At 65.2% G+C, this 18,863-nt stretch carries 16 protein-coding genes, 1 tRNA gene and 1 riboswitch; of the genes, 5 read left to right on the plus strand and 12 right to left on the minus strand.

Features of this window, described 5'->3' with window-relative positions; all coding sequences use genetic code 11:
• Positions 1 to 48: 48 nt before the first annotated feature.
• The 10 genes from gcvPB to ILT46_RS07765 all read right to left on the minus strand — a co-directional run bounded on the left by gcvPB (position 49) and on the right by ILT46_RS07765 (position 11,475).
• Entirely contained in the window at positions 49 to 1,650 is a 1,602-nt protein-coding gene (gene gcvPB, locus ILT46_RS07720; protein WP_199504050.1) for an aminomethyl-transferring glycine dehydrogenase subunit GcvPB, read from the minus strand.
• Complete coding sequence (gene gcvPA, locus ILT46_RS07725) at positions 1,647 to 3,011, minus strand: aminomethyl-transferring glycine dehydrogenase subunit GcvPA (protein WP_199504051.1); 1,365 nt, start codon at positions 3,009 to 3,011, stop codon at positions 1,647 to 1,649. Before gcvPA ends, gcvPB begins: the two co-directional genes overlap by 4 nt.
• Before the next feature lie 103 nt (positions 3,012 to 3,114).
• A complete protein-coding gene (gene gcvH, locus ILT46_RS07730; RefSeq protein ID WP_199504052.1) occupies positions 3,115 to 3,486 on the minus strand; it encodes a glycine cleavage system protein GcvH in 372 nt (123 codons plus the stop codon).
• 4 nt (positions 3,487 to 3,490) lie between these two features.
• A complete protein-coding gene (gcvT, locus tag ILT46_RS07735; protein WP_199504053.1) occupies positions 3,491 to 4,636 on the minus strand; it encodes a glycine cleavage system aminomethyltransferase GcvT in 1,146 nt (381 codons plus the stop codon).
• Positions 4,637 to 4,806: 170 nt separating this feature from the next.
• Positions 4,807 to 4,905, minus strand: a riboswitch (glycine riboswitch).
• Positions 4,906 to 4,993: 88 nt separating this feature from the next.
• Positions 4,994 to 7,615, minus strand: a complete 2,622-nt coding sequence (gene metH, locus ILT46_RS07740) for a methionine synthase (RefSeq protein ID WP_199504054.1) — start codon at positions 7,613 to 7,615, stop codon at positions 4,994 to 4,996.
• Positions 7,616 to 7,702: 87 nt separating this feature from the next.
• Positions 7,703 to 8,749 carry a homocysteine S-methyltransferase family protein gene (locus tag ILT46_RS07745; RefSeq protein WP_199504055.1) on the minus strand — a complete coding sequence of 349 codons (1,047 nt, stop codon included), beginning with the start codon at positions 8,747 to 8,749 and terminating at the stop codon, positions 7,703 to 7,705.
• Positions 8,746 to 9,672 carry a methylenetetrahydrofolate reductase [NAD(P)H] gene (gene metF, locus ILT46_RS07750; protein WP_199504145.1) on the minus strand — a complete coding sequence of 309 codons (927 nt, stop codon included), beginning with the start codon at positions 9,670 to 9,672 and terminating at the stop codon, positions 8,746 to 8,748. The genes ILT46_RS07745 and metF overlap by 4 nt, the downstream gene beginning before the upstream one ends.
• An 11-nt stretch (positions 9,673 to 9,683) precedes the next feature.
• Positions 9,684 to 10,673 (minus strand): ArsR/SmtB family transcription factor, encoded by a 990-nt coding sequence (locus ILT46_RS07755; protein ID WP_199504056.1) that lies wholly within the window; start codon positions 10,671 to 10,673, stop codon positions 9,684 to 9,686.
• Between the two features lie 61 nt (positions 10,674 to 10,734).
• Positions 10,735 to 11,292 carry an NADPH-dependent FMN reductase gene (locus ILT46_RS07760; RefSeq protein ID WP_199504057.1) on the minus strand — a complete coding sequence of 186 codons (558 nt, stop codon included), beginning with the start codon at positions 11,290 to 11,292 and terminating at the stop codon, positions 10,735 to 10,737.
• A gap of 109 nt (positions 11,293 to 11,401) precedes the next feature.
• Positions 11,402 to 11,475: transfer RNA gene (locus ILT46_RS07765), tRNA-Cys, on the minus strand.
• Between the two features lie 58 nt (positions 11,476 to 11,533).
• Between ILT46_RS07765 and ILT46_RS07770 the strand changes: the two genes are divergently transcribed.
• Positions 11,534 to 12,343: an acyl-CoA thioesterase gene (locus ILT46_RS07770; RefSeq protein WP_370592382.1), complete on the plus strand. Its 810-nt coding sequence runs from the start codon at positions 11,534 to 11,536 to the stop codon at positions 12,341 to 12,343.
• 7 nt (positions 12,344 to 12,350) lie between these two features.
• Here ILT46_RS07770 and ILT46_RS07775 read toward each other — a convergent pair whose 3' ends face one another.
• Both ILT46_RS07775 and ILT46_RS07780 read right to left on the minus strand, forming a co-directional pair.
• Positions 12,351 to 13,163, minus strand: coding sequence for a crotonase/enoyl-CoA hydratase family protein (locus ILT46_RS07775; RefSeq protein WP_199504058.1), 813 nt, complete (start codon positions 13,161 to 13,163; stop codon positions 12,351 to 12,353).
• Positions 13,164 to 13,180: 17 nt separating this feature from the next.
• Positions 13,181 to 14,380, minus strand: coding sequence for an LL-diaminopimelate aminotransferase (locus tag ILT46_RS07780; protein WP_199504059.1), 1,200 nt, complete (start codon positions 14,378 to 14,380; stop codon positions 13,181 to 13,183).
• Between the two features lie 150 nt (positions 14,381 to 14,530).
• On the opposite strand from ILT46_RS07780, the gene ILT46_RS07785 reads away from it, so the two are divergent.
• The 4 genes from ILT46_RS07785 to lptF all read left to right on the plus strand — a co-directional run bounded on the left by ILT46_RS07785 (position 14,531) and on the right by lptF (position 18,863).
• Positions 14,531 to 16,354: a PHA/PHB synthase family protein gene (locus ILT46_RS07785; protein ID WP_441344186.1), complete on the plus strand. Its 1,824-nt coding sequence runs from the start codon at positions 14,531 to 14,533 to the stop codon at positions 16,352 to 16,354.
• 96 nt (positions 16,355 to 16,450) lie between these two features.
• The gene (locus ILT46_RS07790; RefSeq protein WP_199504060.1) at positions 16,451 to 17,122 is read left to right on the plus strand and encodes a phasin family protein; all 672 of its coding nucleotides are present in this window, start codon (positions 16,451 to 16,453) and stop codon (positions 17,120 to 17,122) included.
• A 113-nt stretch (positions 17,123 to 17,235) separates the two neighbouring features.
• Complete coding sequence (clpS, locus tag ILT46_RS07795; RefSeq protein WP_233397094.1) at positions 17,236 to 17,640, plus strand: ATP-dependent Clp protease adapter ClpS; 405 nt, start codon at positions 17,236 to 17,238, stop codon at positions 17,638 to 17,640.
• Positions 17,619 to 18,863, plus strand: coding sequence for an LPS export ABC transporter permease LptF (gene lptF / locus ILT46_RS07800; protein WP_199504061.1), 1,245 nt, complete (start codon positions 17,619 to 17,621; stop codon positions 18,861 to 18,863). Before clpS ends, lptF begins: the two co-directional genes overlap by 22 nt.

Genomic DNA, 18,863 nt, shown 5'->3' on the forward strand with positions numbered 1-18,863 from the left:
CTCCGCTCATGCTGAGCTTGTCGAAGCATCGCCGCTCTTGCCCGGTCCTCAGCTCCCGCCCTGCTCGCTCAGCGTCGGCATGCCTGCCGGGGCGGCTGGCGCGTGCCAGGCCAGCACCGGCTTTCTCGCCGCCAGCGTTTCGTCGAGCCGCCGGCGCGGCGCGTAATAGGGCGCCTGTTTCAGCGTCTCGTCCCCTGCCCGTGCCCGCTCGGCCAGACTGCGCATCGCGGTGACGAATTGGTCGAGCGCCGCCTTGCTTTCGGTTTCGGTCGGTTCGACCAGCATCGCGCCGTGGACCACCAGCGGGAAATACATCGTCATCGGGTGGAACCCCTCGTCGATCATCCCCTTGGCCAGATCGAGCGTGGTCAGCCCGCCGGCAAAGCCCTTATCGCTGAACAGCGCTTCGTGCATGCACGGCCCGCTGAGGCCGAACGGCGCGTCGAGCACATCGTCGAGGCTGCGCAGGATATAATTGGCGTTGAGAACCGCGTCTTCCGCCACCTGCCGCAGGCCATCGGCCCCATGGCTGAGGATATAGGTGAGCGCGCGGGTGAACATCCCCATCTGGCCGTGAAACGCAGTCATCCGGCCGAAGCTGCGGGCATGGTGATCTTCGGCGGTTTCTTCCTCGACCAGCCGATATTCGCCGCTGGCCAGCTTTTCGACGAAGGGTAGCGGCGCAAACGGGGCGAGCGCTTCGGAAAACACCACCGGCCCCGACCCCGGCCCGCCGCCGCCATGCGGGGTGGAGAAGGTCTTGTGCAGATTGATATGCATTGCATCGACGCCCAGATCGCCCGGGCGCACCCGGCCGACAATGGCGTTGAAGTTGGCCCCGTCGCAATAGACCAGCCCGCCCGCTGCGTGGACCGCATCGGCGATCTCGCGGAAGTCGCGTTCGAACAGGCCGCAGGTGTTGGGATTGGTGATCATGACCCCGGCCACGTCGGGCCCCAGCCGCGCCTTCAACGCAGCGAGATCGACGCGGCCTTCGGCGGTCGCCGGAATGTCTTCCACCTTGTAGCCGGCGAAAGCTGCGGTGGCGGGGTTGGTGCCATGTGCACTTTCGGGGCACAGGATCACCTGGCGGGCATCGCCGCGCGCCTCCAGCGCCGCGCGGATCGCAAGGATGCCGCACAATTCGCCATGTGCGCCGGCTTTGGGGCTCATCGCCACCGCGGGCATCCCGGTCAGCGCCTTGAGCCATTCGCCCAGCTCGTGGATCACCGCCAGCGCGCCCTGCACCGTATGCACCGGGGCCAGCGGGTGACAATCGAGGAAACCGGGCATCCGCGCGACTTTCTCGTTGAGGCGCGGATTGTGCTTCATCGTGCAGCTGCCGAGGGGGAACAGCCCCAGATCGATGGCATAATTCTGCCGGCTGAGGCGCGTATAATGGCGCACCGCTTCAGGTTCGGACAGACCGGGAAGGCCTATTTCGCCAGTCCTCAGTTGCGCGCCCAAGCGATGGGGCGCATCGCCGCGCGGTTCGGGCAGGTCGACCCCGGTCGTCTCGCTGCCGCCGATCTCGAAGATCAGCTTCTCCTCGAGCATCAGTGCGCGGTTGCCGGTGGTGGTGGCAGGGCCGGCTTCGTCATTCGCTTGGGGCGCGGTCGGCTTCCAGCCGGAGGCATTGGGGGCGCTCATGCCAGTTCCTCCTTCAGCGCGGCGGCAAAGGCAGCGATATCGTCCTCGCTGGTGGTTTCGGTCACCGCGACCACCATCCCGCGCGCCAGCTGCGGTTCATCGGGGTAAAGCCGGCCGAGCGAAACCCCCGCCAGCACGCCCTTGTCCGCCAGCCGGCGCACCAGCTCGCGCGCATCGCCCGGCACTTCTAGGGTGAATTCGTTGAAGAACGTCTGATTGATCACCCGCACGCCCGGCACTGCGCCGAGCTCGTCGGCGGCGCGGCAGGCAAGGCGGTGGTTCTCCGCCGCCAGCGCGCGCAGGCCCTTTTCACCCAGCAAAGTCAGGTGAATCGAGAAGGCCAGCGCGCACAGCCCGCTATTGGTGCAGATATTGCTGGTCGCCTTTTCACGGCGGATATGCTGCTCGCGCGTGGAAAGTGTCAGCACGAAGCCGCGCTTGCCCTCGGCGTCCACCGTCTCGCCGCACAGCCGGCCCGGCATCTGGCGCACGTGTTTCGGATCGCGGACGGCAAACAGCCCCAAATACGGCCCGCCAAATTGCAGGCCGACGCCGAGCGCCTGCCCTTCGCCCACGACGATATCGGCACCGAGATCGCCCGGCGCCGCCAGCGCGCCCAGCGCGACGGGTTCGGTATTGACAACAATCAGCAGCGCGCCAGCGGCGTGGGCTGCCTCGGCAATGCGCGGGAGATCAGGGATGCGACCGAGAATATCGGGATATTGCACCACCACGCAAGATGGCCGGTTGGCGGCAATGTCGGCCAGCAGCGTCGCATCGTCAGCCTGGGCGTCGAGCGAAGGCGCGCGGTCGGCGATGCTGTCGCCGGTAAACCTGGCCATCGTGCGGATGACCGAGACGTAATGCGGGTGCAGCCCATCGTGCAGAAGCGCGAGGTTGCGGCGGGTGATCCGGCCGGCCATGCCGATCGCTTCCCAGCACGCGGTCGAGCCGTCATACATCGACGCATTGGCCACCGCGCAGCCATAAAGCCGCGCGACCTGCGTCTGGAATTCGAACAGCATCTGCAGCGTGCCCTGCGCGATTTCGGGCTGATAGGGCGTGTAGGCAGTGAGAAATTCACCGCGCTGGATCAGATGGTCGACACTCGCCGGAACATGATGGCGGTAGGCCCCCGCGCCAAGGAAGAATGGCCCGTCGCCGGCCGCGATGTTCCTGGCCGCCAGCTGGCGCATATGCCGTTCGACGGCCATCTCGCTGAGGTGCAATGGCAGCCCTTCGATCGGGCCATCGAGCCGCGCGGCTTCGGGCACGTCGACAAACAGATCGTCGATCGAGGAGGCCCCGATCGTGGCGAGCATCGCCGAACGGTCGGCATCGGTTAGAGGCAGGTAACGCATCAGCAGCTTTCGTCATCCCAGCGAAAGCTGGGATCGGTTGCAGCAACTGCCGGCCCTTCAGGCCAGCGATTCCAGCTTTCGCTGGAATGACGGGATGAGCAAATCACAGCCCGGCGACAAAGTCCTTGTAGCCGGCCTCGTCCATCAGCCCCTCCAGCTCGCTCGCATCGGCGATGGTCAGCTTGAAAAACCAGCCTTCGCCCTCAGGGGCGGTGTTGACCAGCGCGGGGTCTTCCTCGAGCTGCTGATTGCCTTCGATCACTGTACCGGTGACGGGCGAATAGACGTCGCTCGCCGCCTTGACGCTTTCGACCACCGCAGCATCGCCGCCCTTGGTCAGCTGTGCGCCTTCATCGGGCACCTCGACGAACACGATGTCGCCCAGCTGGCTCTGCGCATAATCGGTGATCCCGACCGTGGCGGTGTCGCCGTCGATCTCGATCCATTCATGTTCATCGGTGAAATAACGGGCCATCGGCTCAACTCCCTCGGTGATATTTGTGCGGTACGAACGGCATTTTGGTGACAGTGGCGGTCAAGCGCTTGCCGCGCACTGCGATCTCCAGCGCAGTGCCCTCATCAGCCCAGGGGCGTGCGATGTAGGCCATGGCAATGGCATGGCCGAGTGTGGGGGAGAACCCGCCGGAAGTGACGATGCCGACGCGTTCTTGGCCGGCGAACACCTCGGCTCCTTCGCGCGCGGCGGCACGGCCGGTCAGCGTCAGCCCGACGCGCTTGCGTTCAGCGCCGGCGGCGAGCACCGCCTGCACGTTCTCTGCGCCAATAAAGCCGCCCTCCGCGCGCCGCCGTTTGTTGATTGCAAAGCCGAGATCGGCCTCCACCGGGTTGGTTTCGGTTGACAGATCGTGCCCATAAAGCGGCAGACCGGCCTCAAGCCGCAGGCTGTCGCGCGCGCCCAGCCCTATCGGGCGCACTTCCGGCTGCTCGCACAGCAGCGTGGCGACCGTTTCGGCAGCGGCGGCCGGCAGCGAGATTTCGAACCCGTCCTCGCCAGTATAACCCGAGCGGCTGATCCACACATCCGCCCCGCCCAGCGTAAAGGCCGCGCCAGTCATGAAAGTGAGGCTGGCGAGCGGCGTGTCGCCGGTCACCAACCGCTCCAGCGCAGTCGCTGCTTGCGGCCCCTGCAAGGCGAGCAGCGCGGTATCGTCCATATGGCTGATGGTGATTTCGTCGGGCAGATGTTCGCGCAGATGGGCGATGTCGTCCCATTTGGTCGCGCCGTTGACGACAAGATAAAATCCCTCGGACCAGCGCGTCACCATCAGATCGTCGAGCACGCCGCCAGCTTCATCAAGCAGCAGCGAATAACGCGGCCGGCCATGCTTCAGCGTGGCAAGGTCGATGGGCAGCACCGCCTCCAGCGCGCTCTCCACACCCTCGCCGCTCAGGTAAAGCTGTCCCATATGGCTGACATCGAACAGCCCCGCCTGGCTGCGCGTCCATTCATGTTCGGTAACGATCCCACCGCCTTCGCCGTCATACTGGATCGGCATCCAGTAACCGGCGAATTCGACCATCCGGCCGCCGCGCGCGCGGTGCCAGCCATCGAGCGGCAGGCGCGCGGTCTCGGGCGCGATTTCGGTTTCGTCTGTCACGCTCATACAGGCTCCCGACCACGGGCCGGCGCCCCGCAGATGGGACGCCGTGCCATGCCGCCCCCTCTGTCGGGAAACCTGAGAGCTTGGCCGGCGCGCCGTTGCCGGCAGGCGGGCTTACCCCTTCGGTGGTGCGTAGCGCGGGTGAGCGCACGGCACGCTTTCCAGAGTGTCAGACGAGACGAGCGGTCCGTTGGCCTGAGAGTTTCCGGGGCGGTTGCTCCTTCGGCGCCGAACCATGCAGCGCACGGCCCGGTCTCTCCCACTCATCCGCCCGCGCGAGAATCGCAAACTACCCGCACGGAAGACGCCGCAGCCCTGCGCGATTGGGGCGCGCTCGTCAATCGCTCAGCGAGGCGCTGCTCAATCCGTATTCGGCCGCAGCCAGCGTTCGGCTTGCTCGATGCTGACCCCGCGCCGGCGGGCATAGTCCTCCAACTGGTCACGGCCGATGCGGGCGACGCCGAAATATTCGCTTTCCGGGTGCCCGAAATAGAACCCGCTGACCGCCGCTGTCGGATACATCGCATAGCTTTCGGTGAGCGTCAGGCCGGTATGGCGCCCCGCATCGAGCAGGTCGAAGAGCACGGGCTTCAGGCTGTGATCGGGACACGCGGGATAGCCGGGCGCGGGGCGGATGCCGCGATATTCCTCGCGGATCAGCCCCTCGTTGGTCAGTTGCTCACCCGGGGCATACCCCCACAGCGTGGTGCGGACGTGGCGGTGCAGACTTTCCGCAAACGCCTCGGCCAGCCGGTCGGCCAGCGCTTTCAGCAGGATGTCCGAATAATCGTCCTTGTCGGCCAAGAAGCGGGCCGAATGCGGTTCCAGCCCATGAATGCCAACCGCAAAGCCGCCGATCCAGTCGCCCGCCGGGTCGATGAAATCAGCCAGGCACATATTGGCCCGGTCGCGGCTCTTCTTGACCTGCTGGCGCAGAAAGGAGAGCGTCACATGGCGCTCCTCTTCTGGCAGGTGGATGGTCACGTCATCGCCATCGCGCGCGCAGGGCCACAGGCCGGCAACGCCCTTGGCGGTCAGCCATTTCTCGCCGATGATCCGGTCGAGCATGGCGTCGGCATCGGCCTTGAGACTGCGGGCGGTATCGCCGACCACGTCATCGTCGAGAATCGCGGGATAGGTGCCGTGCAGTTCCCACGCGCGGAAGAACGGGGTCCAGTCGATCACCTCGCGCAAGTCCTCGAGCGGCCAGTCGGCGAAGGCGTGCACCCCCGGCTGGAGCGGCGGCGCAGGCTTGTCGGCATAATTGGGATCGTAGAAATTGGCCCGCGCTTCTTCCAGTGTCAGCAGCACGCTCTGCGCCTTGCCCTCGCGCGCTTCGCGCACCCTGGCATTTTCGCCCGCAGTCTCGGCGACGAACGCTTCGGCCTGCGTATCACTCAGCAGCCGGCTGGCGACGCCCACCGCTCGGCTGGCGTCGAGTACGTGGATCACCGGACCGGGATAGGCCGGGTCGATCCGCAAGGCGGTGTGCACCTTGCTGGTGGTCGCCCCGCCGATCAGCAGCGGCATGGTGATGCCGGCGCGGGCCATTTCCTCGGCCACGGTGACCATTTCATCGAGGCTGGGGGTGATGAGGCCCGACAGCCCGATCATGTCAGCCTGCTGCTCGCGCGCGGTGTCGAGGATCGTGGACCACGGCACCATCACACCAAGATCGATCACCTCGTAGCCGTTGCACTGGAGCACGACGCCAACGATGTTCTTGCCGATATCGTGGACGTCGCCCTTAACAGTCGCCATCACGATCCGGCCCTTGGACGTATCGGCCAGCCCGCTAGCGACCTTTTCCGCCTCAATAAACGGGATCAGGTGCGCCACCGCCTTTTTCATCACGCGCGCCGATTTCACGACCTGCGGCAGGAACATCTTGCCGCTGCCAAACAGGTCGCCGACCACGTTCATGCCGTCCATCAGCGGGCCTTCGATCACCTCGATCGGGCGGGCAAACCGCTGGCGCGCCTCTTCGGTGTCCTCGACCACGAAGGTGTCGATGCCCTTGACCAGCGCGTGTTCGATGCGTCGTTCGACCGGCCAGCCGCGCCATTCCTCGGCCGCCTTTTCCTCCGCTGGGGACTTGCCCTTGTAGCTTTCGGCCAGCGCGATCAGCCGCTCGGTCGCGTCCGGACGGCGCATCAGGATCACGTCCTCGCACGCCTCGCGCAGCACCGGGTCGATCGCGTCATAGATATCGAGCTGGCCGGCGTTGACGATCGCCATGTCGAGCCCTGCGGGGATTGCGTGATAGAGAAACACCGAGTGCATGGCCCGGCGCACGGTCTCGTTGCCGCGGAAGCTGAACGACAGGTTGGACAGCCCGCCTGAAAAATGAACGTGCGGGCAGGTTTCGCGCAGCTCGCTCACCGCCTCGATGAAATCGAGCGCGTAGCGGTCATGCTCCTCGATGCCCGTCGCCACCGCGAACACGTTGGGATCGAAAATGATATCCTCGGGTGGGAAACCGATCCCGGTCAGCAGTGCGTAGGCGCGTTGACAGATCTCGACCTTGCGCGCTTTCGAGTCGGCCTGCCCGGTCTCGTCGAACGCCATCACCACAGCTGCCGCGCCGTAGTCCATGCACAGCCGCGCCTGGTCGAGAAACGCCGCCTCGCCTTCCTTCATGCTGATCGAATTGACGATCGGCTTGCCGGAAACGCATTTCAGCCCGGCCTCGATCACTTCCCACTTCGAGCTGTCGATCATCACCGGCACACGGGCGATGTCGGGTTCGGCAGCTATCAGCTTGAGGAACGTGGTCATCGCGTGGACCGCGTCCAGCAGCCCTTCGTCCATATTGACGTCGATCACCTGCGCGCCGTTTTCGACCTGGCCCCGCGCAACCTCGACCGCCGCGGCGTAGTCGCCGGCCATGATCAGCTTCTTGAATGCCGCCGATCCGGTGACGTTGGTGCGTTCGCCGACATTGACGAAGCGCGCTGTGGTGGCTTGGTTCACAGTGATCATCCCAGCGAAAGCTGGGATCGCCCGCCTCATGCGGTGCCCAGCCGATAGAGGTCCCAGCCTTCGCTGGGACAACGGATTAAAGGCGCATCACGCCGCCATGGTGAACGGTTCGAGCCCGGCCAGCCGCGTGGCCACTGGCACTGTCGGGATTGCACGGGGTGGCAGGCCCGCGACCGCCTCGGCCATCGCCGCGATATGCGCCGGGGTCGATCCGCAGCACCCGCCCAGCACGTTGACCTGGCCCGCAGCGGCCCATTCGCGCACCAGAGCCGCGGTGGTCGGCGGCGCCTCGTCATATTGACCCAGCTCGTTGGGCAGGCCGGCATTGGGATAGACCATGATCGCCGAATCTGCGATGTCGGCCAGCAACTTGACATGCGGGCGCAGCTGCGCGGCACCGAAGGAACAGTTGAGGCCGATGGTCAGCGGCCGCGCATGGCGCACCGCATACCAGAACGCCTCGACGGTGTGGCCCGACAGATTGCGACCGGAGAGGTCGGTCAGCGTCATCGACAGCATGATCGGCACCTCGCGCCCCAACTCCGCCTCTAGCTGGCGGACCGCCATGATCCCGGCTTTGGCATTCAGCGTGTCGAAGATCGTTTCGATCAGGATGAAGTCCGCCCCCCCCTCGACCAGGGCGGCGGCCTGTTCGCGGTAGACCTCCACAAGGTAATCCCAGTCAATCTCGCGATAGCCGGGATCCTCGACATCGGGGCTCAGCGACAGCGTCTTGTTGGTCGGCCCAATTGCCCCTGCAACAAACCGCTGCCGGCCGTCGGCGGCGAGGAATTCATCCGCCACACCGCGGGCCAGTCGCGCGCTTTCGACATTGATGTCGCGCACCAGATGCTCGGCGCCATAATCAGCCTGGCTGATGCGGTTGGCGGAAAATGTGTTGGTCGAGGCGATATCCGCACCGGCCGCGAAATAGGCGCGATGGATGCCCTCGGGCACCTGTGGCGCGGTCAGCGCGAGGATATCGTTATTCCCCTTCTGATCGCGCCCCAGCCCCAGCGTGCCGGCATAGTCCGCTTCGCCCAGGCGCAGCCGCTGGATTTCGGTGCCGAACGCGCCATCATTGAGCAAAATCCGTTCGCCGGCGGCGGCGAGAAAGGCGGCGCGCGCGGTCATGGCATCTCCTTGGGGCGCAGGCCGAGCATATGACAGATCGCATAGCTGAGCTCGGCGCGGTTGAGCGTGTAGAAGTGAAACTGCCTGACGCCGCCGGCATAGAGCTTGCGGCACAATTCGGCAGCGATGGTGGCCGATACCAGCTGGCGCGCGGCCGGCCGCTCGTCGAGGCCGGTGAACAAATCCGCCATCCAGGCGGGGATCGCCGTGCCGCACAGACCGCTCATCCGCTCGACACTGGCAAAGCTCAGCACCGGCATGATGCCGGGGACGATTTCAGCATCGATTCCTGCGCCCGCTGCCGCATCGCGAAAGCGGAAGAAGCAATCGGGTTCGAAAAAGAACTGCGTGATCGCGCGGTTCGCGCCGGCATCGAGCTTGCGCTTCAGATTGTCGAGGTCGGCGGCCAGATCGGGCGAATCGGGGTGCGTTTCGGGATAGGCGGCGACCGAAATGTCGAACGCCGCGATCGCCTTCAACCCGGCGACCAGTTCGGCCGCATTGGCATAGCCATCCGCGTGCGGCGTATAGCGCGTGCCCGCCTGCGGCGGATCGCCGCGCAGCGCGACGATATGGCGCACGCCATGGGCCCAGTAATCGCGGGCGATGGCATCAACCTCCTCGCGGCTCGCCTCGATGCAAGTGAGATGCGCGGCGACCGGAATATCGGTGTCGCGTTCGATCCTGATCACCGCATCATGCGTGCGCTGGCGCGTGGTGCCGCCCGCGCCATAGGTAACCGAGACGAAACGCGGGCCAAGCGGGGCCAGCGTCTGGACGCTTTGCCACAGGCTCTCCGCCATGCTCTCGTTCTTCGGCGGGAAGAATTCGAAGCTTACCTCGACATCTCCCGGCAGTCCGGCGAAGAGCGGGGCTTCGAGAGCGGTTTGCGCGGCGCGCATCTGTTCGAGGGTCGGGCTCATCATCTCGGCTTTCATGCGTGGGCCTGGTGTGCGGCGGATGTGCCGGCCTGGCCGGAAAACCCGCTGCGCTGCCCCAGCCAGATCTTGACCAGCAGCTCGCCCCCGGCGAGCGTTTCGGGCGGTGCCGGATCGTAACCGGCCCGGGTCAACAGCCGCGCGACCTGATCGTCGGTAAAGCCGAGCCGGACATGCTGGTGCCGGTCGCGCAAATCTTCGCGCGCATGGGCGGCAAAATCGACAATCGCGATCCGGCCGCCAGGCCGTGTCACCCGCGCCGCTTCGGCGAGCGCTGCGGCCGGTTCCTGGGCGAAATGCAGCACCTGGTGCAGCAGCACGGTGTCGAACGTATGCGCCGCAAAGGGCAGCGCCGTGAAATCGCCCTGCACCAGGTCGATCCCGTCGGCGGGCAGATGCTGCAACCGCGCGCGGGCCAGCCGCAGCATATCAAGGCTCTTGTCGAGCGCGACGACATGGTCGGCGTCACCGGCAAACAGTTCGGCCATGCGGCCCGTGCCGGTGCCGATATCGAGCAACCGGCCGAGCGGTGCAGCACCCAGCATCTCGCGAAGCCGCGCCTCCACCAGATTGTCAGGCGAATGAAGCGCGCGCAATTCGTCCCATTGTCCGGCATGGGCGGCAAAATAGGCCCCGGCGGCTTCCTCACGCGCGGCGCGGATAGCGGCCAGCTGCCGTCGATCGGCCTCGCACTGGGCAGCAAAATCGGCATCCTCGCGCTCCGCAATCGCGAGCAGGCGACCGCACGCCTCGATCAGCGGCGAGCTGGCCCCGTCAGCCATCCGCAGGAACACCCAGCTGCCCTCGCGCCGCCGCGCGGCAATCCCGGCATCGCAGAGCTTGGCAACGTGCTGCGAGACACGCGGCTGGCTCTGCCCAAGAACTTGCGCCAGTTCGCCGACGGACAGCTCCATCGCCCCGAGCAGGCGGGCAGTCCGCAACCGGGTTTGATCCCCCAGCGCGCGAATGATAAGCTCGATCCGCATCCGAAGGCGGATATAACGATATTCTTATATCGGCAAGCGCAATGCGCAGGCGCGCGCCTGCTCAACCCCGGACCGTGGCAATCCATTCCGCAAAACGGCTGCCGATACTGGCAAGGAAAGTGCGCGTATTGGCATCATTGACCGAACCATCGTCGCCAAACATCGCCGCAATGCCGGACACATAGGCTTCGGGCTGCTGCATCACCGGCATATCGAGGAACACCAGCGCCTGGCGAATATTGTGGTTGGCGCCAAAACCGCCAATGCCGCTGGGCGAGCCAGTGATGACCGCCGCCGGTTTGCCGCTCCACACGCTCTGGCCATAGGGCCGCGAACCGACGTCAATCGCGTTCTTGAGCGCGGCGGGGATCGTGCGGTTATATTCCGGGCTGACGAACATCACCGCGTCAATTGCGCGAATGCGGTCGCGGAATGCGGTCCACCCCTCGGGCGGGCTCGGTTCCAGATCTTCATTAAATAGCGCCAGATCGCCGATCTCGATAAACTCGAAGTCCAGCGTATCGGGGGCAAGGCTCGCTATGGCTTGAGCCAGCTTGCGGTTGAGCGATCCTGCGCGCAGGCTGCCGACGAGCACGCCGACTTTGTATTTCTCAGACATTTTCGGGTAAATCCTCAAGCAATCGCTTCACTACATACTTTTATAGGAGCGTTCAACGCGCGGACCGGTTCCGGGCTTTTCGCCGGAGCGGGATGGGCTTGGGAGAGAGTGGAGGCCCGAGCCGGAATCGAACCGGCGTGCAAGGATTTGCAGTCCTCTGCGTAACCACTCCGCCATCGGGCCTCGCGGGGAGAGGCGTGCCCCTAGCCTGCGCCGCGCGCCAGTGCAACGGGGGACTGGCGTGGCTGGAAAGGCGCGCTATCACGGCGTGATGAACGCTGCCTCGCTTGTCGCCCCGCTCGGCCCTGATTGCGGCCTCGTCACGCTGCCCGGAGCCGATGGCTGGATGCAGGGCAGGACGCTCTATGGCGGCGCCTCGGCGCTGGTTGCCTATGTGGCGGCCATGCGGGCACTGCCTGACCTGCCGCCGCTGCGCAGCGGGCAGGTAGCCTTTGTCGGGCCGGTCGGCGGCGAGGTCGAGCCGGTGGTAACGATGGTGCGCCAGGGCCGCAACGTCACGCAGGTGCGGGTCGATTTGCTTGATGCTGCCGGCAGTGTCGGGCTGGCCGCGTTTTTCCTGTTCGGCGCGGCGCGGCCCGCCAATGCCGATTATCCGGCGCCAACGCTGAATCCGCTGCCCGCTCTCCCCGACGAGGACGTCCCGGCCGATCGCGGGCCGGAGTTCATCCGCCACAATTTCGAGCTGCGCCGCGCGCAGGACCAGCGCGGTCGTGGCGGTGCGCCCGTCATCCGCCGCTGGCTGCGGTTGAAGCACGCTAGCGGGCTTGATCCGATGGCTGAGCTGGTGCTGCTAGGCGATACGCTGCCGCCAGGCTCGGTGCGAGCGATGCAGCGGCCCGGCCCGATCAGCTCGATCAACTGGCATTTCAATATGCTCGACCCGGCACCCGTCACCAACGATGGCTGGTGGCTGGCCGAAACAGCCGGCGAGTACGGGGCGGATGGCTTTTCATCCGAACGCCTGCGGCTATGGAACCGCGACGGGCGGCTGGTGATGAGCGGGATGCAGTGCGTCGCCTTGTTCGGCTAGCGCGCTGTCAGGGCTCGTCGAAGCGCGGGGCCCGCTTCTCCATCGCCGCCATTACCGCTTCGATCTGATTGCGGCTGCCGATCAGCCTTTGTTGCTCGACGCTTTCGGCCATCAGGATTTCGTCCGTGCCAGCCTCCAGATAGCGGCCGAACAGGCGCTTGGCCGCGCGCAAAGCGTGCGGGTTCTTGCCCGCCAGCTCGGCCGCGATGGCCCTTGCGCGGGCCAGCGGGTCAGCATCCACCAACGTGGCAAAGCCGTGGCTGAGCGCCTCGGTGCCGGTGAATTCGGCATTGGTGTAAGTCAGCAGGCGCAGCACATCGTCGCGCACCGTGCCGCGCCACAGGGCATAGCCCGCCATATCGGGGACGAGCCCCCACTTCATCTCCATCACCGCCAGCCGCGTATCGGGCGCGACCACCCGGATGTCTGCCCCGCTCGCAATCTGCAGCCCGCCGCCGAAGCAGACCCCGTGAACCGCCACAATCACCGGCACAGGCAGCTTGCGCCATTGCATCGCCACCTGCTGCGGGAGATTGGAATTGCCGTGCGTACGGTCAGTGAGCGGCACCTCGCGCCGGCGGTTGGGATCGCCCATGCTGGCAAGGTCGAGTCCGGCGCAAAACGCCCGCCCCTCGCCCGACAGCACCACGCAGCGCAGCCCCGGCATATCGTGAAGCGCCGATCCCGCTTCGGCGATGGCGGCGAACATAGCCGGGTCGAGCGCATTCATCTTGTCGGCGCGGATCAGCCGGACATGGGCGACGCCGTTCTCGTCCATGTCGAGCGCGACGCGGTCGTTGGGCTTCCATTCGGGGCGCATTTCGGTTCCCTTTCGGCTCAGGGGGCGCTGGCGTTGACGCCCATTTTCTGCAGGTAACGCCGCACATTGCGCGCCGCCTGGCGCAGGCGCTGCTCGTTCTCGACCAGCGCGATGCGGACATAGCCTTCGCCATCCTCGCCATAACCGACACCGGGCGCGACAGCGACTTCGGCATGGGTCAGCAATTGCTTGGAAAATTCGAGGCTGCCCATATCCTTCAGCGCCGGCGGCAGCGGCGCCCAGGCGAACATGGACGCATTCGGGCTGGGAATGTCCCACCCCGCCCGGCCGAAGCTTTCGACCAGCACGTCGCGGCGCTTTTGATAGAGCGTTCGGTTCATCTCGACGATGTCTTGCGGCCCGTTAAGTGCCGCGCAGGCTGCCGCCTGGATCGGGGTGAAGGCGCCGTAATCGAGATAGCTCTTCACCCGCGTCAGCGCGGCGATCAGCCGCGGGTTGCCGACCGCGAAGCCGACCCGCCAGCCGGCCATCGAAAAGGTCTTCGACATCGAGGTGAATTCGACCGCGACGTCCTTGGCCCCCGCGACCTGCAGGATCGACGGCGTCGGGTTGCCGTCATAATAGAGCTCGGAATATGCGAGATCGGAAAGGATCCAGACCTTGTTCTCCTTCGCCCAAGCGACCAGACGCTGGTAAAACGCCAGGTCGACCGTCTCCGCCGTCGGATTCGAGGGGTAGTTGACGATCAGGATCGACGGGCGCGGGACGGTGAAGGCCATCGCCCGCTCGAGGCTTTCGAAATAATGCTCGTCAGGCGTGGTCGGCACCGAACGGATCGTCGCCCCGGCGATGATGAAGCCGAAGGTGTGGATCGGATAACTGGGATTGGGGGCCAGCACGACATCGCCCGGCGCGGTGATCGCGGTGGCGAGGCTGGCCAGCCCTTCCTTGCTGCCCATCGTCATCACCACTTCGGTTTCGGGATCAAGCTCGACCCCGAAGCGGCGGGCGTAATAATTGGCCTGCGCCTTGCGGATACCGGGGATGCCCTTGGAGGCCGAATAGCCATGCGCATCGGGCTTCAGCGCGACTTCGCATAATTTGTCGATCACGTGCTGCGGCGGCGGCAAGTCGGGGTTGCCCATGCCGAGATCGATGATGTCGCGCCCCGCCTGGCGCGCCGCTGCCCGCATCCCGTTGACTTCGGCGATGACATAGGGCGGCAGGCGCTTCATGCGGTAGAATTCTTCGTCCATCGTTCCTTCCGGGGGCTGGCGGTGAAACATCCCTGTGCCGGATTGAACGGACAGGTGCAATCGCTGCGGCGCGCGTTATGGTGACGACGGGAACAGAGGAGCGGGCCCTTGGCGACGAATGACGACCCGACCAGCGCGATGCTGCGGCAAATGATGGAGCTTCTGGCACGCAGCGTGCAGGATTTCTGGCAGAGCGTGATGCCGGCTGGACTGAACGCCGCCGCACCGGCGAGCCCCGGGGGCCACAGTGACGCCGCGCACTGGGCAGGTCTCGCGCAGCGGATGCAGCAGGCGTGGCTAGATTTTCACAGCGCGGCGATGCCCGAAGCGGCGGCCAAGCTGGCCGATCCGGCGCCGTGGCTCGCCCTGATGGAGCAATGGTCGGGCCAGCTCCCGATGGCTGGTTCGCAGGGATTCCAGCAATTATGGGCGGACAATCTGGCGCTGTGGACCAGTGTCATGAGCGGCGCCGGTGCGACACAAGCTGAGACTGCCGGACTGCCCCGGCGCGACCGGCGCTTTCGTGATGAACGATGGAGCGGCCATCCGGTATTCATATTGATCCACCAGACCTATCTGATGATGGCTGAACGCATTGCCGCGATGGTCGATGATCTGCCCGCTGTCGCGCCGGACAAGCGCGAACAGATGCGCTTCGCCACCCGGGCGATGCTCGAGGCGCTGAGCCCGGCCAACTTCGCGCTGACCAATCCGCTGGTGCTCGAGAAGACGCTCGAAACGCGCGGCGAGAACCTCGTCCGCGGGATGGAGCACATGCTCGCCGACATGAAGCGCGGCCAGTTGACGCATACGGATCCCGACGCGTTCAAGCTGGGCGAAAACCTCGCGACGACGCCGGGCAAGGTGGTGCACGAAACGCCGCTCTACCAGCTCATCCAATACACCCCGACGACGAAGCAGGTCGGGGCAATCCCGCTGGTCATCTTCCCGCCCTGGATCAACCGCTTCTACATTCTCGATCTCAATCCCAAAAAGAGCTTCATCCGCTGGGCAGTCGAACAGGGGCTGACGACCTTTGTGGTGAGCTGGAAATCGGCCGATGCCAGCATGGCCGATGTCGTGTGGGACGATTACATCGCCGCACAGATCGAAGCGATCGACCATGTCCGCGCCCGGCTCAACGTGCCATCGGTGCACACGATCGGCTATTGCGTGGCCGGCACGACGCTGGCCGCGACGCTCGCGGTGCTGGCCAAGATGGGCGAGGCCGACAAGGTCACCAGCGCGACATTTTTCACCGCGCAGGTCGATTTTGCCGATGCGGGCGAGCTGCTGCATTTCATCGACCAGCAGCAACTGGCATCAGTCAGCGCCCTGGCCAGCGAAGGTTACCTCGATGGGCGGGTGATGGCCGCCACCTTCAATATGTTGCGCGGGACCGACCTCATCTGGAACTACGTGGTCAACAACTACCTGCTCGGCGAGGAATATCCGGCGTTCGACCTGCTGCACTGGAACGGCGATGTCACCAACCTGCCCGCACGCTGGCACAAGGATTACCTCGAACAGCTTTACCGCGATAACCGGCTGGTCGAGGCCAACTCACTCGAGGCTCTGGGATTCGGCATCGATCTGGGTCAGGTAGCGACGCCGTCCTATGTCCAGGCGGGTAAGGAAGACCATATCGCGCCGGCGGACAGCGTGTGGAAGATCACCCGCCACTTTACTGGCCCGATCCGCTTCGTGCTGGCGGGCTCGGGCCATATTGCCGGCGTGGTCAATCCGCCGGATTCGGGCAAATACCAATATTGGACCAACGACGAACCCGTCCGCACGCTGGAGGAATTCCGTGCCGGCGCCACCGAGCATCCGGGCAGCTGGTGGCCGGACTGGATCGAATGGATTCGCGCGCATGATGCCAAAACCGTCGCGGCCAAGGGCAAGCGCGTGCCGGGGGGTGCAGGCGACACCGTGATCGAGGACGCGCCGGGGCGTTATGTCATGACCCGCTGAGGCCCGTTTATTGTGCAGTGCACAAAAATCCTTGCGTTCGGGAGCTGAAACGCTTATTGTGCGTTGCAGCATAAATCACCGTGCAAGGATTACATCATGGCTGACACCGTCAACCAGAACGACTTCAAGACCGAAGCGAAGCAGGCCGAAGCCAGCGCGGCTACGGTCGACGCCACCGCGAAGAAGCCGATCGAAGCGACCGCCGCCCCGGCGACCAAGACCACTGTCGACCGCAAGCCTGCGGCGCGGACCGTTACCAAGCGCAAGCCGGCCGCCGGCAAGCGCGCCGCCGCCGCTGTTGCTACCCCGAAGGAACCGAAGATGACCCAGACCACCAACAACGCCAACAATTCCCAGCAGACCGTCGCCGAAGCTGGCGCCGACGTGCAGAACCGCGTGCGTGCCGCTTACGAGCGGAGCACCGAAATGACCGGCGAGATGACCGAGTTTGCCAAGGGCAACGTCGAAGCCATGGTTGCATCGGGCCGCATTCTGGCCGCCGGTCTGCAGGATTTCGCCCGCAGCGAAATCGAAGCGGTCAAGTCGGCTTACGAAACCATGACCGACGATATGCGCCAGATGGCTGCCGTGAAGTCGCCGGCCGAACTGCTGCAGCTCCAGAGTGAAATCATGCGCCGCAACTTCGACGCGATGATCAAGCACGGCTCGAAGAACACCGAGAACATGGTTCGCCTCGCCAATGACGCCTTCGCTCCGCTGTCGAACCGGATGAGCCTGGCCGCTGAAAAGGTTGCCAAGGCCGCCTGAGCGCGCGCCGTGTGGCGCCTCGGGCGCTGAACAACAGATACGGGCCGGAAGAGCGATCTTCCGGCCCGTTTCCTTTGACCGCGCATCTTGCGCTTCTGCACCGGAAACGTGATATGGCCGCGATGATGGCCCGCTTCGCCCCAACCTTTCCGCAAGTCACCTCGCACTGGGCAGGCAATGACGATGCGGATGGCCAGAGCCCCGGCGGCGGCGATGACGGGGCCGGTCAGGTTGGCATCGCCACCCGCACGCGCACCCGGCCCAAGAAGCCCAGCCAGTACCGCGTGCTGCTGCTCAATGACGATTACACGCCGATGGAATTCGTCGTCATGGTGCTCAAGCGGTTCTTCCGCATGGACATGGAACAGGCGACGCGGGTGATGCTGCACGTCCACCAGAAGGGCGTCGGCGTGTGCGGCGTGTTCACTTACGAGGTGGCGGAAACCAAGGTCAATCAGGTGATGGACTTCGCGCGGCAGAACCAGCACCCGCTGCAATGCACGCTGGAGAAGGCGTAGCCCATTTGCTGCGCTTCCTCCCCGCCATCGACCGGTACATTCTGCGCCTGGTGCTGGTGCCGATGCTGGGCGTGTTCGTCATTGCCGCGTCGCTGTTGATCCTCGACAAGATGCTGCGCCTGTTCGATTTCGTGGCGGTCGAAGGCGGCCCGGTTGGCGTGGTGTTCAAGATGCTCGGCGCGCTGATCCCCGAATATGCCAGCCTCGCCATCCCGCTTGGTCTGATGCTGGGCATCCTGCTCGCCTTCCGCAAGCTGGCGACCACCAGCGAACTCGACGTGATGCGTGCGGTGGGGCTGTCCTATACGCGCCTGCTGCGTGTGCCCTATGCGATCACGCTGATCCTGCTGGCGCTCAATGCGGCGCTGGTGTTCTATGTGCAGCCGATCAGCCGCTATTACTACGAGCAGCTCGAATATGATCTTCGCTCCGGCTCGCTGGGCGCATCGATCAAGGTGGGCGAATTCACCTCGCTGGCCGACCGGATGGCGCTGCGGATCGAGCGCAGCGAGGAGGACGGGCGGCGGCTCATCGGCATTTTCGCGCGAGTGGCCAATGAGCGCGGACAGGTGCTGTCAATCACGGCGCGCGAGGGGGAATTCCTCTCGACCAGCGACAATCCCGACACGATCATCCTCAGTCTGGCCGATGGCACGATCGTGCAAGACATGAACACCGGCAGCCCGCGCGTGCTCAGCTTCACGCGGCACAATCTGCCGATCGATCTGCCGGCGATCGAACGCTTCCGGGCGCGCGGGGATGCCGAACGCGAATATATCCTGCCCGAATTGCTGCGCATCGGCTGGGACCGCGACGCGCCGGATGACAAGCAGGATGCCAGCCAGGCCAGCTTCCATTTCCGGCTGGTCGAGGTGGTAATGATGCTGCTGATGCCGCTCTTGGCAGTCGCGCTGGCGATCCCGCCCAAGCGTTCGACATCGGCGCTCGGCGTGTTCCTGTCGGTCGTGCTGGTCGTCGCGTATCACAAGATCAACCAGTATGGCGAAGATGTCGCAGCACTCGGGCGGGTCGATCCGATCATCGCCCTGTGGGTGCCCTTCGCACTGTTCGCCGCGCTGATCCTGTGGTGGTATCACCGGGTAGCGAACGTCCCCGGCGGCCAGGCAATCGGCGCGCTCGAAGCTTGGTTTGCCAAACTGGCCAAGCGGCTGCGGCGGCTGGTGGCGCGGCGGCGACCCGATCCGGTGATGGGCGGCGCCTAG

This window comes from Qipengyuania sp. YIM B01966 (assembly GCF_016461955.1).
Lineage (GTDB): Bacteria > Pseudomonadota > Alphaproteobacteria > Sphingomonadales > Sphingomonadaceae > QFOP01.

Excerpts from the sequence above, each read along its gene's own strand:
- gcvPB (WP_199504050.1), bottom strand. The coding sequence starts at position 1,650 with ATGAGCGCCCCCAATGCCTCCGGCTGGAAGCCGACCGCGCCCCAAGCG.
- gcvPA (WP_199504051.1), bottom strand. The coding sequence starts at position 3,011 with ATGCGTTACCTGCCTCTAACCGATGCCGACCGTTCGGCGATGCTCGCC.
- gcvH (WP_199504052.1), bottom strand. The coding sequence starts at position 3,486 with ATGGCCCGTTATTTCACCGATGAACATGAATGGATCGAGATCGACGGC.
- gcvT (WP_199504053.1), bottom strand. The coding sequence starts at position 4,636 with ATGAGCGTGACAGACGAAACCGAAATCGCGCCCGAGACCGCGCGCCTG.
- metH (WP_199504054.1), bottom strand. The coding sequence starts at position 7,615 with ATGATCACTGTGAACCAAGCCACCACAGCGCGCTTCGTCAATGTCGGC.
- ILT46_RS07745 (WP_199504055.1), bottom strand. The coding sequence starts at position 8,749 with ATGACCGCGCGCGCCGCCTTTCTCGCCGCCGCCGGCGAACGGATTTTG.
- metF (WP_199504145.1), bottom strand. The coding sequence starts at position 9,672 with ATGAGCCCGACCCTCGAACAGATGCGCGCCGCGCAAACCGCTCTCGAA.
- ILT46_RS07755 (WP_199504056.1), bottom strand. The coding sequence starts at position 10,673 with ATGCGGATCGAGCTTATCATTCGCGCGCTGGGGGATCAAACCCGGTTG.
- ILT46_RS07760 (WP_199504057.1), bottom strand. The coding sequence starts at position 11,292 with ATGTCTGAGAAATACAAAGTCGGCGTGCTCGTCGGCAGCCTGCGCGCA.
- ILT46_RS07775 (WP_199504058.1), bottom strand. The coding sequence starts at position 13,163 with ATGCGCCCCGAATGGAAGCCCAACGACCGCGTCGCGCTCGACATGGAC.
- ILT46_RS07780 (WP_199504059.1), bottom strand. The coding sequence starts at position 14,380 with ATGGACGAAGAATTCTACCGCATGAAGCGCCTGCCGCCCTATGTCATC.
- ILT46_RS07785 (WP_441344186.1), top strand. The coding sequence starts at position 14,531 with ATGATGGAGCTTCTGGCACGCAGCGTGCAGGATTTCTGGCAGAGCGTG.
- ILT46_RS07790 (WP_199504060.1), top strand. The coding sequence starts at position 16,451 with ATGGCTGACACCGTCAACCAGAACGACTTCAAGACCGAAGCGAAGCAG.
- clpS (WP_233397094.1), top strand. The coding sequence starts at position 17,236 with ATGGCCGCGATGATGGCCCGCTTCGCCCCAACCTTTCCGCAAGTCACC.
- lptF (WP_199504061.1), top strand. The coding sequence starts at position 17,619 with ATGCACGCTGGAGAAGGCGTAGCCCATTTGCTGCGCTTCCTCCCCGCC.